This is a genomic window from Rothia sp. HMSC076D04 (assembly GCF_001814645.1).
In the GTDB taxonomy this organism is placed as follows: Bacteria; Actinomycetota; Actinomycetes; order Actinomycetales; family Micrococcaceae; genus Rothia; species Rothia mucilaginosa.
Genome location: NZ_KV817374.1, coordinates 268,027 through 281,352 on the forward strand (window position 1 = coordinate 268,027; position 13,326 = coordinate 281,352).

8 protein-coding genes, 1 pseudogene and 1 riboswitch are annotated in these 13,326 nt (G+C 63.2%); of the genes and pseudogenes, 4 read left to right on the forward strand and 5 right to left on the reverse strand.

Annotated elements, in window-relative coordinates:
* Positions 1–204: 204 nt before the first annotated feature.
* A complete protein-coding gene (gene purN, locus HMPREF2980_RS08945) occupies positions 205–771 on the reverse strand; it encodes a phosphoribosylglycinamide formyltransferase (protein WP_070691487.1) in 567 nt (188 codons plus the stop codon).
* 256 nt (positions 772–1,027) lie between these two features.
* Here purN and HMPREF2980_RS08950 point away from each other — a divergent pair, with 256 nt between their 5' ends.
* On the forward strand, positions 1,028–1,558 hold the full coding sequence (locus tag HMPREF2980_RS08950; protein ID WP_070691489.1) for a 4-hydroxyphenylpyruvate dioxygenase: 531 nt from the start codon (positions 1,028–1,030) through the stop codon (positions 1,556–1,558).
* A gap of 12 nt (positions 1,559–1,570) precedes the next feature.
* Here HMPREF2980_RS08950 and HMPREF2980_RS08955 read toward each other — a convergent pair whose 3' ends face one another.
* From HMPREF2980_RS08955 to HMPREF2980_RS08965, 3 genes are all read right to left on the reverse strand, one after another.
* Entirely contained in the window at positions 1,571–4,048 is a 2,478-nt protein-coding gene (locus HMPREF2980_RS08955; protein ID WP_070687422.1) for a cell division protein PerM, read from the reverse strand.
* Between the two features lie 129 nt (positions 4,049–4,177).
* On the reverse strand, positions 4,178–4,612 hold the full coding sequence (locus tag HMPREF2980_RS08960) for a PIN domain-containing protein (protein ID WP_005506797.1): 435 nt from the start codon (positions 4,610–4,612) through the stop codon (positions 4,178–4,180).
* Between the two features lie 10 nt (positions 4,613–4,622).
* Complete coding sequence (locus HMPREF2980_RS08965) at positions 4,623–4,850, reverse strand: hypothetical protein (RefSeq protein WP_049327886.1); 228 nt, start codon at positions 4,848–4,850, stop codon at positions 4,623–4,625.
* Positions 4,851–4,885: 35 nt separating this feature from the next.
* A riboswitch (SAM riboswitch) is annotated at positions 4,886–5,020 on the reverse strand.
* A 265-nt stretch (positions 5,021–5,285) separates the two neighbouring features.
* Between HMPREF2980_RS08965 and HMPREF2980_RS09670 the strand changes: the two are divergent.
* The 3 genes and pseudogenes from HMPREF2980_RS09670 to HMPREF2980_RS08975 form a co-directional block, all read left to right on the forward strand.
* Positions 5,286–5,579: pseudogene (locus HMPREF2980_RS09670) on the forward strand (hypothetical protein); the annotation flags it as partial.
* Between the two features lie 605 nt (positions 5,580–6,184).
* Positions 6,185–9,424, forward strand: coding sequence for a DEAD/DEAH box helicase (locus HMPREF2980_RS08970; protein WP_246823712.1), 3,240 nt, complete (start codon positions 6,185–6,187; stop codon positions 9,422–9,424).
* Positions 9,425–9,626: 202 nt separating this feature from the next.
* Complete coding sequence (locus tag HMPREF2980_RS08975; protein ID WP_070691491.1) at positions 9,627–10,463, forward strand: aldo/keto reductase; 837 nt, start codon at positions 9,627–9,629, stop codon at positions 10,461–10,463.
* Positions 10,464–10,626: 163 nt separating this feature from the next.
* Here HMPREF2980_RS08975 and HMPREF2980_RS08980 read toward each other — a convergent pair whose 3' ends face one another.
* Positions 10,627–13,173, reverse strand: coding sequence for a helix-hairpin-helix domain-containing protein (locus HMPREF2980_RS08980; protein ID WP_210399300.1), 2,547 nt, complete (start codon positions 13,171–13,173; stop codon positions 10,627–10,629).
* Positions 13,174–13,326: the final 153 nt, after the last annotated feature.

Consider the following 13,326-nt stretch of genomic DNA (forward strand, 5'->3'; position numbering starts at 1 on the left):
GATGCTTTAGACGTGCGCGCCGGTTCTCGGCGGCACAGCTGGTGGATGGACGTAGCCTGCCCGGATAGACAGGGCATGTGTGGGGGTATTCCCCGCCGCTGTGCGTGACGCTAAGGTGAGCGCGTCAAATGGGCACAACGGAACGTGTGTGGGCGGCGGGGTTTGAGCTCGGCTCATTCCGCCGCGAAAAATCAGTGGGCGGAATTAGCTGTCAGACACAGCACCGTGGGATTCAGCGAGAGACGCGATGGTCTGCACGAGCAGGCGGCGCTCCTGCACCTTAATGCGTTCGTGCAGGGTCTCTTCGGTATCGTCGTCCAGAACGGGCACTGCCGCCTGGGCGAGGATGGGGCCGGTGTCAACGCCCGCATCCACAAAGTGGACGGTCAGGCCGGTAATCTTCACACCGTGCGCCAGGGCGTCACGCACGCCGTGCGCACCCGGGAAGGAGGGTAGCAGGGCGGGGTGGGTGTTAATAATGCGGTTGCTGAAACGCTCGACCAGCTGCGCGTCAACAATGCGCATGAAGCCGGCGAACACAATGTAATCGGGGTCGTAGGAAGCGATCTTTTCTTCCAGCGCGCGGTTCCAGGAGGGGCGGTCGGCGTAGTCGCCGGGCTGAACCAGGAAGGTGGGTACACCCGCCGCCTGGGCACGCTCAATACCCAGACAGGGCTTGTCGGCGCCCACTGCCGCAATGTCGAGGGGAAGCTCGCCCGCTGCTACAGCGTCGAGGATGGACTGAAGATTCGTTCCGGAGCCGGATACCATAACCACAATTCGCACCCGACTAGTATAACCCGTCTCACACCCTTATCCAAAGGGGGTAAGAGGTTCACAAAACACCCAAAACCCAAAGGTGAGCACAAAGAAACCCGGCGGGATGAATCCTCACCGGGGTTCACTGGAGTTCATGGGGGTTTATGGGGGGCACCGGGGTTTACTGGGCGCAAACTCAACAGGTCGCGACCTCAATAGGCCGCATACTCAATAGGTCGCGGGCGCACGGGACGGTACCCTTATAGGTATGTCTACTCCCCCGCAGAACACTCCAAACAACGCACCGAACAACGCACCGCAGCAGGCACCGCAGAACATGATGCCGCAGCCTCGAGGACCTCAGGGTAAGAAGCCGCGCAAGCCCATCGACCCCATCGAACAGCAGAAAGCGAATATTCGCACCTCGCTCATGCTGATTGCTGCCGCGCTGGTGATTTTTGCGGCGTCTTCCTTCGTGCTCTCCACGATGCCGCTTTTCTTGGCGCTCTTCCTCTTCGCGCTCGCCGGCATTACCCTGAGCATTATTGCGATCGTGCGCACCGCGGTATACCGCGGCCCCTGGTTCTTCTACATTGCCGCGGGCGTCAGCATTATCTACGGCGCAATGACCCTGCTGGGCGGCATCGGTCTTGCCCTCATGCCCGGCGCGCAGGAGTACCGGGAGTGCCGCGCCGCCGCGCTGACCCAGACCGACATGTACACCTGCGACCAGAAGTTCCAGGGCACGATGGACAAGCTCACCGGCACGTCCAGCTCTAGCTCTTCTGCAGCTCGTTAGGGGTTCTGCGCGCTAGTTCTTCTTGCGGGCGTTAGAACCCTGCGCATTAGAGCCCTGGGACTTCGAGGAGCTGACATCCAGCGGGGGCAGCTCCACGGTAGACGCCTCATCGGTCACCAGCGGAAGGATGCCGGTCTGGCTACGAACCTCAAAGATGCGGTTCATCGCCTGATCGGCAGAGAGGACATCCAGCTCACGATTCACAAAATCACGCTCTAGGTCGTTCTTCTGCTTCTTGCGTGCCGCCTTAGCCGCCTTCTTCGCCTCGCGCTTCTGCGCACGCTCAAGCGCGCGGTCCTGCGCGGAATCCTGCGGGGCGGGTTCAGCGTGGGAACCCTCAGTCGGCTCGGCACCTTGCGCTGCGGCAGGCTGTTCAATACCAAAGCCGAAGTACGCCATAATGCGGCTCGCGCGGCCCTTCGAACGCGGCGCCTGCTCCGCGGGCTCTTCAACAGCACTCTCACGCTCAGCTGCCACAGGTTCAGCAGCCTCGTAGACGGGCTCCTGAATCAGCTCGCGAGTCTCCTCCTCGGAGGGGTCATGCGCGTACAGGGCGGGATCATAGGTGCCGTGTTCGTCAGCAGCATGCTCATTGGAGGCAGGCTCAACAGATGCTTCAATGCTCTCGTAATCCTCAGCCTGCCCAGAGTCAACGTAGGCAGAGTCAGCATGGGCAGAGTGCAGGTAATCGACCTGCTGAACGGCCTCAATCGGCTCGTACTTCTCAGCGGGGCTCTCTTCAGCAGCAGCCTCTTCGGAAGCGGGCTCTTCAGCCGCCTCTTCGCGCTCTGCAACAATCTCGGCGAAAGCATCCGCCGCCGCACGCTGCGCCAGCTGCTCGGTCGCCTCCACGGGGACGGCAACCACCGGCTCCTGCGGATGCACCGGAACATGACCGGTCGCCACCTCAGACACAACAGACTGCTCAGGCTCAGAAACATTCTTCTCAGAAGCCTTCTTAGATGCAGCCGCGCGTGCCGTCTCTTCCGCCTCGCGTGCCGCAGCTTCCTCAGCCTCGCGCTCTGCAGCTTCACGCTCAGCGGCTTCACGTGCGGCCGCTTCCTCAGCCTCACGCTCCATACGCTCCGCACGCTCCTGCGCACGCTGCTCACGACGCTCCGCAAAATGCTCACGGCCCTGTGCAAAACGCTCACGGGTCGAGGCAGTAAAACTCATCAGACGCTCACCCAGGTTCGGGCGCTCATCCGCAAAACGAGGCAGCTCACGGCTACTATCCGGCACCAGGGCACGGCTCAGCAACATACCGAAAGTCACGCCGGCACCCACCGTCAACGCGGTATGCGCCGCAAAAGTCAGCGGCTCAGCACCAACCTCCGTAAAACGACCAATGCCCAGGGAGCCGTACGAAATCCAGCCCAGCCACAGGGCACCAAACGACGTCATAATACCGGTCATCACACCCAGCACCACCGCAGAAATCAGCGCAGACAGCGGGCGGAACGGAACCTTCAGGGCAACCCACTCATCCAGGTGATCCTCACCCTCACGCAAGAACCACCAGCCAGCAATCGCACCGGCACCCAGCGGCACCAGCAGACCCACCAGACCGAACGTGCCCATCGACTCGGGCACAGCGCCCAGAATCGGAAGCATCGGCAAAGTACCGGCATCACTACTGGTCAAACCAACCGAGGTACCCGCACCAAAGGAGAAACCGGCACCGGTCGACCACGCAATCGCATAAATCACCAGGTTCGGCAAGAAACCCAGCTGCAGCAAAGTCACCGCAGTATCACCCACAGCGCCCGCGTGCAGCTCCTGGTAGGTGGCAACAATCTGCGACCAGCCCGCCAAAATACCGATGCCCAAAAGCACCGCGCCCAGACCGACCAGCGCCACAAAAGCAACCACCGCAGCACGCACCACAGCCCAGGCGTACGAACCCGCCCAACGCGAATACTGACTCATCTGCGAAATCTGCTCCGCAGTATCAACACCCACCATGCGCGAGAGCGAACGCGCCTCACGGTAGCCACCCCACATCAGACCAGCCACCACAATACCCAAAGGCACCAGGGCAGCATTCAACGCCTGAAGAGGCTGCGGATGCGGGCTCGCCCAACCGTACATCGCCGAACTAATCAGCGCATAAGTCACCGAACCGGACAGCACCGGAATCAAAAACTCACCCTCATACGAGGCGCGCGCCAGGCGACGACCCGAACGGTAACAGAGCAGCAGAGGCAGAACACTCAAACCCAGCGGCACCAGCGTCATCGTGCCGGCAGAAGCACCAAAAGCAGCCGCAAGATCCAAAGGAACACCGTGAATCAGAAGCCACAGGTGCGCCGACATGGCGGCCACGGAGGAGAACTCCATGTCGCCAAAACCCTTGGTCGCCCACACGGCAGACATCGCCGCAAACACAGCAAGCGCAGAGAACAGGGCAGTAACAATTAGCTCAACAACACCCTGAAGCCACAGAGGCATGGGCATGGAATAACGCGAGATAGGTGAGGTGCTTTTCATCGTCCTTCAATCATGCCACGAATTAACGACGAAACCCGCCTCCGATTAACACTCGAAAGCGGGTTCTCACAACTATTCACACAGGTATTCATACAGACACGCACGCGAGGGCGCGTATCCGGCAAAGTTTTAATCCTCAGTCCACGGGTTGGAAGCTTCAACACCCCAGGCGCGGTACACCTGCGCCTTAGAAGAAATCAGCTCCAAATCATAGGCGCTCGCGCTCGCCGCCATCAGACCCTCCAGGGCGGCGGTAGGCAGCGGACCGGCATCATCACGACCCACAGCATGCGCACCGAGCGGCGCCTGACGACCGGCCCACTCGAGGCTCACACGCGCATCCACATTAATAACGTGGTCACCAAAGCGCTCAAGAAGTTCGGTAATCCAGCGATCAGTTTCCGGGTAGGGGTACAGGCCCTTCAGCTCGCCAATACTCAGCACAGAAATGTACATGTGTCGGAACGAGCGGCGGCGCAGAAAAGCGACCACGGCGGGGTCAGGATCCGCCTTACGGATCTCCGCAAGAACGTCGGAGTCCAGGAGCATACCGGAGAAATTCATACCCCTAATGCTACGCTACGCGCAGACCGGCGTACTCAATAGCGGGGATGCCCTCGGGGTTGGGCAGAAGAAGGAAGTTCAGGAACTCGTCGCGCTTAGAAGAAATGCGGGAGTAATCGTCAATGCTGACTGCGGTGTATCCGCCTCGCGCGGGTACAGCTGCGGCACGCAGGCTTTCCTGGTAGGAGCGGGAGGGGTTCAGAGAGATTGCTGCTTGGGTTGCAGAGCCGTTGTACATGTGACAACCTGCGCCGTGAGTGGCGCGATCCTTTCGCGTTGCTCTTGTCTGTACCAATTACCACCGGTTATTCCGGTGGTGAATACAAACCGCTTCGTCATCCGAGCCACCCGTGAACATGGGGTTGGCGTTCGACCATAGTCGGAGCTTATCAGTCGAAACTCTTGAAGCTGGGTTTAGCTTACAGCATTTTCTCAAGTTAAGTAAAGCGTTTTGTGAAAGAGATTTAGATTATTAGCATTTTGGCTTGTGGGAACGTTTTAAATGGGGTGAATTTTTGATACGGTGCGGAATATCTTATGTGAATACCGGTGTTTTTATGCGTTAAAAACTCCCCGCCAAAAATACGAAATACGCCCCAAACCACCGCTCAATATTCGCCCCGGCAACCAGCCCGGCAGTCAGCCCAGCAACCAGCCCGGCGGCCGCCAGCAAATGACCGGCAACAAGGCGCAAGCCCGTACAATACGCGATAATGAGCTGGTGAGCGCCAACAACCCCTTCCCCGAAATTCCCGTCACCGTACCGCAGATCATTCGCCAGGCCGGGCACCGCACCTACCAGCGCGGTGTCGCCTACCAGCGCAACCGCGAAGTCATCCGCTACAGCTACGACGAAGACGAGCGAACCCTCACCGGGCTCGTCAACGGAAGCACCATCATCCCCTACGAAGTGACCATTCGCTTCTTCCCCGCCGTCAGCGGCTCCGCAACCTTCACCGCCCGCTGCACCTGCCCCGTGCTCACCGACTGCAAGCACGCCGTAGCGCTCATGCTCACCGCGCTCGACCGCGCCTCCGTAGCGAAAAAGGCACTCAGCGAACACCCCGGACCGGTCGGCGTACCCGGTGCCGCGGCAAAGGAGGCGGCAGAGGCAAAGGGATCCGCAGATTCAAAGAGCGTGGACGTTGCGGAGGCGAAGAAATCCGCCGACCCGCTCGCAGCACTGCGCGCCTCCGGTGCACTCACCACCGCGGCGAAACTGCCCGCGCCCGATGCAGCGGCTGCCGAGCCCGCAAACCCCCAGGGAAGCTTTGCGCTCAACGAGCTAGGCACCTCCCCGAGCCTGCAGGCAGAGGCATCCGCCACCAAAATCTCGGCATGGCGGCGCGACCTCTCCTCCGTTCTTTCCGCACGTCAGGACCTTGCGGGCATTGATTCGATGCGCGTGAGCGGTGCCCTGGATTTCTCGCTGAGCGTCTCCGGCTCCTACGCGCGCGGCCGCAATATGCCCGGTGCAACCCCCAGCATTAACCTGCTCGCCCGCCCGCTCATGGCGTCCAAACCGGGCGCTGGATCAAGGGCGGACTCAGCTGGGAAACCTTCGCCTCCAGCGTGGGCGGGCCCGTCGGGCGGCACGAAATCTACCCCGAACACGAACGATTCTTCGCCGAGCTCTACTCGATTGCCCGCCCCTGGCAGAACATGTACTCCTCGCACCGCGACTGGATCTCAATCAGCGCTTCTGCCTCCACTCTGCTCTGGGATGTACTAGCCCGCGCGGAGGATATTGGCCTGCCCCTGCTCGTCAACGGTCGCGAAGTGAACTACGCCGTGCTGAGCCCCGCACAGGTGCGCCTGCACGCCGCCGCCAGCGAAGAGAAACACGCGGAAGGCGCCGGACTGCAGCTTCAAGCCGCGCTCAGCTGGGAAGGACGCGAAGGCGAACTACTGCGCCAGCTCTGGCTACCCGCCGCGCACTGCCACCCCATCGGCACCCCGCGCACCGGCTTCTTTGCCCTGGGAGGGCTCGCCCAGCAGGAGTACGAACAGGCGGCAAAGGCGGTGCACTGGAAGACCGCGCGCCCCGGCGCGCTGGATGAAGTGGGCCGCGAATCTTTCGTGCAAAAGACTGCCCAAAAGGACGCGCAGGAGGCGCCTACTGAGCCCTCTACCCCGACCATCAACCCAGCGCAGGGTGAACGGGTGCGATACTCCCCCGCCGTGCCCGAACTGCCCGAGGGCGTGGAGCTGGCGCTCATCCCCCTGGTTGAGCCGCTCGATGCCGCCTCCGAATCGCTCATTAATGCCGGAACCGTACACATTCCCGCCGCGGAACGCGCCACGTTCCAGAAGGAGTATCTGCCCGCGCTCAGCCGTTCCATTCCCTCGCTGACCCCCGATCCGGCGCTGGCGCTACCTCGCGTGAAGCCGCCGCATCTGGTGCTTGTAATCAGCTTTGACGAGCAGGTACGCCACGACGCGCAGCTGAGCTGGCGTTGGGAGTACCCGCTGAACCCCTTCGCGGAGGACAGTGCAGAGGAGGCGAGCGCACAGGACTCTGCGGGTGCCTCCGATGTGTACTCCCTGCCCGTTTTCGGTTACCCCGGTGAAGAGGGCGGCGAGGTTCGCGATGAGCGTTTTGAGGCGCGCGTACTGCGTTCGGTGCGCGCCATTCTTGCTGCCCACCCGGCGCTTTCCGGGCTGGAAGAGCGCCGCATCGAAGGCTGGGAAACCCGCGAGCTGCTCAGCGCGATTCTGCCGAAACTTCGCCGTGTTTCCGCTGTTCAGGTGCGTTTTAACGGCACTCCGCCGGAGTTCGTGGAGGCAACCGACGCACTGATTGAAATCACCGTGAGCGAGGGCAATTCTCGTGACTGGTTCGGCCTGGGCATTGCGGTGAAGGTCAACAATTGGACCGTGCCGTTCGCACAGATTTTTGAGGCGCTCGATCGCGGGGCGGACCGTATTCTGCTCGGTAACGGCACCTATTTCTCGCTGCGTCGACCCGAGTTTAAGACCCTGCGCACCCTCATTGCGGAGGCTCGCGAACTTGACGATGCGGGCGGTGAGCTGCGCATTAACCGTCACCAGGCGGGGCTGTTCTCTGAGCTGGAGTCGCTGGCGGCGAGTGTGCATACGACCGCACGCTGGGATGCTCAGGTGCGTTCGCTACTGGAGCTGGTTGAGGGCTTGGAGGATGCCGAGAAAAGCACCGAAGAGAACCCCGAAAAGGGCACTGAAAAAGCACTCGACAAGGGCACTCAGGATTCCCCCGCACCTCAGAAGACCTCCCGCCAGGTTATCGCTCAGCGCCCGGTACCCGCCGGCCTGCAGGCGACCCTACGCCCCTACCAGGTGGAGGGTTTCCAGTGGTTGTCCTTCCTGTACGAGCAGCGTCTGGGCGGTATTCTCGCCGACGATATGGGCCTGGGTAAGACCGTGCAGGCTCTCGCCCTGCTCGCCCACGCGATTGAGGAGCACCGTGCTGTCTCCGAACGTACCACCGAGCGCGGTGAGAGCGTCGAGCCGTTCGCGCCCTTCCTCGTGGTTGCCCCGACCTCCGTCATCACCAACTGGGCGGCGGAGGCGGAACGCTTCCTGCCCGAGGCGAAGGTCGTGACCATCACCGAAACCACCGCCGGTAAGACCCCGCTGGCCGAGCGGATTGCCGGGGCGCACCTGGTGCTGACCAGCTACACACTGCTGCGCATGGACGAGGACGCATACACCGGCTACGCCCGCACGCTGGGCCGCGCCGTTGACGAATTCACGGGCGAACTCTCCGCCCCCGAAGGCTGGGGTGCGCTCCTGCTGGACGAGGCGCAATTCGTCAAAAACACCGGCACCCGCGCCTGGTCCATCGCCCGTGCAATGCCCGCCCGCACCAAGATCGCGATGACCGGCACGCCCATTGAGAACAACCTCATGGAGCTGTGGGCGCTGCTGGCAATTGTGGCGGACGGTCTGTTCCCCTCCGCCCGTGCGTTCCGTGACCTGTACGCTCGCCCGGCGGAGTCCGGTGAGGACCCGGCGCACGCCGCGGCAACGGCTGCTCGTCTGCGCCGGCGCATCCGCCCGATTATGTTGCGCCGTACCAAGGAGCTGGTGGCGGCGGAGCTTCCGGCGAAGAACGATACGCGCGTGAACCTACCGCTGGCTCCCGGTCACCGCCGCATCTATGACACTCACTTGCAGCGTGAACGCCAGAAGGTGCTGGGTCTGCTGGAGGATATGGATAAGAACCGGTTCACGATCTTCCAGTCGCTGACTCTGCTACGCCGCCTGGCGCTTGATGCCGCGCTGATTGATCCGGACGCCTACGCCGGGGTGTCGTCGGTCAAGCGCGACTACCTGGTTCAGCAGCTACCCGACCTGCTCGAGAAGGGCCACCGTGTGCTGGTGTTCAGCCAGTTCACCGGCTATCTCAAGAGCATTTCGGCGCGCCTGGCGGAGGAGGGCATCGGCCACCTGTACCTGGACGGTTCGACCCGCAACCGCGCCGAGGTCATCGAGGCGTTCACGAGCGGTCAGGAGCCGGTGTTCCTCATTTCGCTCAAGGCTGGCGGTTTCGGTCTGAACCTGACCGAAGCGGATCACGTGTTCATTATGGATCCGTGGTGGAACCCCGCCGCCGAGCAGCAGGCGGTGGACCGTATTCACCGCATCGGCCAGGACAAGGAGGTGCACGTCTACCGCCTGGTCGCCGAGGGCACCATCGAGGAGAAGGTCATGCAGCTCAAGGAGTCGAAGGCCGCGCTCTTCGATGCGGTGGTTGGTGAGGGTGAGTTCGCCTCCGCGGCGGTGACGGCTGAGGATGTGCGCGAGCTGTTTGCGCCGGCTGTCGAGCGGTAGCCCGCCGGCGTAGAACGGTAGCCGTCCGGGCTGAGCGGTATTTCTAGCACCCGTCATTTTTTGTCATCTGGTTACGCCTCAGGCTAGATTCACGCCCGATTCTGGCCCGGCTCTTCTCAACGGGGGCTCTGGGGCGTAGCCTTGTAGAACTATCCAAAGCAACTCTTCGGGAGGCACCGCCTCCCCCACTCTAAGGAGCATCATGAGCTACAACGTACCGAACGTAAAGTTCAACGACGGCCGATCCATTCCGCAGCTGGGCTACGGCGTGTGGCAGGTTGAGGACGAGGTCGCGGAGAAGGTTGTGGGCACCGCCCTGAAGATCGGCTACCGCCACATCGACACCGCCGCTATTTACGGCAACGAGGCGGGCGTAGGCCGCGCTATCGCTAACTCCGGCGTGGCTCGCGAAGACATCTTCCTCACCACCAAGCTGTGGAACTCCGACCAGGGCTACGAGAGCGCTTTTGAGGCGTTCGAGGCGTCCCTTGAGAAGCTGGGCACCGACTACGTTGACCTGTACCTGATTCACTGGGCTAAGCCGCAGCAGGGCCTGTACCTGGATTCCTGGCGTGCGCTGATTGAGCTGCAGAAGCAGGGTAAGGTCCGTTCCATTGGTGTTTCGAACTTCCCCGAGGAGCAGCTGCGCGAGATTATCGAGGAGACCGGCGTGGTTCCGGTTATCCACCAGATTGAGCTGCACCCCTATTTCTCGCAGGAGGCACTGCGCGCCGTTCACGCCGAGTACGGCATCGCGACCCAGGCGTGGAGCCCGCTGGGTAACGGTAGTGACCTGCTGCAGAACCCCGTGCTGGCTGAGATTGCGGAGCGCCACGGCGTAACCCCCGCGCAGGTTGTGCTGGCGTGGCACCTGGCTAAGGGCACCGTGGCTATCCCGAAGTCTGTGACCCCCTCCCGCATTGAGGAGAACCTGGCGTCGGTGAACGTGAAGCTGACCGCTGAGGACATCGCGGCTGTGGATGCGCTTTCCAGCCCCGAGGGTCGTATTGGCGCTGACCCGGCGAACATCGACTTCTAAGGTGTAGCTCGGGCGTAGAGCTCGAATCGAACCTACATAAAGCCCCGACAGGCACGGATAGTGCTTGTCGGGGCTTTTGCGTGCTCTTGCGGGAGCTGAGGTTTTAGAGAATGATCATTCGCGGATTGCCCAACAGGTCAGTGAACGCTCGTGCTCTCCCCCGCTAGTTCTCGTCCTCCACCAGCAGGGAAAGGGAGATGCGGCGGCGCGCCGGGTCGACCTCCACGACGCGCACCTGCACGATGTCGCCGCTGCGCACAATATCGTGCGGGTTCGCCACATAGCCGCGGCTCATCTGCGAGATGTGCACGAGGCCGTCCTGGTGCACGCCAATATCCACGAACGCACCGAATGCCGCCACGTTCGAGACGGTGCCCTCGAGCACCATGCCGGGGCGCACGTCCTCGAAGTGCGAGACGGACTCGGAGAAGCGGGCGGTGCGGAAGCTACCGCGCGGGTCCAGGCCGGGGCGGCGCAGCTCGGCGAAGATGTCCTCGACCGTGTACACGCCGGCGGTGCCTTCCGCACTCTCCGGCATGTGGCCGTCCTGCTCGTGGCTGTCCTGCACGTAGTCGGCGGGGTTCAGCCCGGCGAGCGGGTCGGTTCCATCCGAGGTACCCAGGGCGCCGGCAACCCAGTGGGCGCCGTTGCGCGCCTGCGCGTCGGCAATAATGCGGCGCGCGAGCGGGTAGGCTTCCGGGTGCACGGCGGAGGCGTCCAGCGGCTCCTCACCGCCGCGGATGCGAATAAATCCTGCCGCCTGGCGGAAGGTTTTCGCGCCCAGTCGCGGCACGTTCAGCAGCTGCTGGCGGTTCGCGAAGGCGCCGTGTTCGGTGCGGTAGGCGACGATGCGTTCGGCGGTTGCGGTACCCACGCCCGCCACATGCGCGAGTAGCTGCACGGAGGCGCTGTTGAGGTTCACGCCCACGGCGTTCACGCAGTCTTCGACGGTGTCGTTGAGGGCGCGACGCAGGGCGGCGGGCGGCACGTCGTGCTGGTACTGGCCCACGCCGATGGACTGCGGGTCGATTTTAACGAGCTCGGCGAGCGGGTCCTGCAGGCGGCGGGCAATGGAGACGGCGCCGCGTACGGTCACGTCGTAGTCGGGCAGCTCGGCGGCAGCGAGCGCGGAGGCGGAGTAGACGGAGGCGCCCGCTTCCGAGACGGTCACCTTCTGGGGTGCTTCTGCGCCTTCCTCGCGCAGGGTGCGGATCAGTTCGCTGGCGAGCTTGTCGGTTTCGCGGCTTGCGGTGCCGTTGCCAATGGCGATGAGTTCCACGCTGTGCTCGCGGCAGGCGGCGGCGAGCTCGCGCAGTGCTTCTGCCCATTGGTTGCGCGGGGCGTGCGGGTAGACGGTGCCCACGCGCAGCGGCTCACCGGTGCCGTCGACTACGGCGTATTTCACGCCGTGGCGCAGGCCCGGGTCCAGGCCGAGGGTGGTCTTGTGTCCGGCGGGTGCGGCGAGCAGAATATCGCGCAGGTTGGAGGCGAACACCTCGGTGGCGTGCTGTGCGGCGGCGTCGAGTAGCTGGTGGCGGATGCGTTCGGCGAGGCGCGGGCGCAGGTGGCTGCGCCATGCGGTGCGCACGGTGGCGGCGAGCCAGCCGAGCACGCGGTCTTCGTCGTCGACGGTGTTGAGCACCTGCACGGGGATGCGTAGCGCGGCGGCGACTTCACGCTCATATGCAGAACGGACGTTCTCGTAATTTTCGGTGGCGGCCTCAGCTTCGGCACGGGCGGCACCACGCAGGCGGCTGAGCGCCACGGGGGCGGGTGCCACATCCACCTTGAGGCGCACCACGCCGGCATCCTTGGCGCGGTGCAGCGCCAGCACGCGGTGCGGCGGAATGGAACGAATACGGTCCGAGAAGGCGAAATAGTCGGAGAACTTCGCACCAATGCTTTCCTGACCGGCAATCACGCAGGACTCAATCACGCCGCCTTCACGCAGGTGCTTGAGGAGCTTTTCGCTCAGCACCGGGTCGGTGAGGGCGCGGTCAACCAGAATCGCGCGGGCACCGTCGAGGGCCTCTTCGGCACTGTGAATCTGCAGGGCTTCGTCCGCCTCTGCAACCTCAATGCTCTCGTCTTCGTCATCTTCGGTGCCGTCGGTAATGTACGCGGCGGCGATGGCGTGCGCCTCAGCGAGGGGCACCTCCAGCAGGTCTTCGACGAGGGAATCAAGCCCGGCGGCACGCGCCATCTGGGCGCGGGTCACACGCTCGCTGCGGTACGGGGCGTAGATGGCGTTCACGTCTGCGATAGTGGCGGCGTTCATGAGCGAGGAACGCAGCTGCAGCAGGGTGAGCGGGTCGATGAGGCCTTCGTCGGCGCGTTCGGTGAGCGCTTCGAGCACGCGGTTGCGGCGCTCTTCGAGGGCGCGGAGCTGGCCCAGGCGCGCATGGATGGTGCGCAGCTGGGTGTCGGTGAGTGCGCCCGTTGCTTCTTTGCGGTAGCGGGCGATGAAGGGTACGGAGTTGTCGGCGTCGAGCAGCGCCACGGCTGCGCGGATGCGGTGCGGCGCGATGCCGGTTTCTACGGCGAGCGCGTTGATGAGGTGCTCGGCGGGCTGCTCAGTCTTGCCGCCGGTTTCGTGTTTTTCGCGGTGTGCGGCGCTGCTGAGTTCATTGCCGGCGGCGCTGCTGGGCGCGGGGTCTGCAGCTCGATTCGCGCGCGGGCGGATGCTGCTCGGGAGGGGGTGTTCGCTCATCCTTCCAGTTTCGCATATTTCGCCGCGGCTCATGGGTTGAGCGGTGGTGCTGAGGATAGAGTCAGCGCGGGGCGTATTTTGCTCGCCTGTGCGGGTGCGGGTAAGCGTATTTTTCCATCGCATCTTCCAGTGCAGATTACGAGTCTTTGCGCA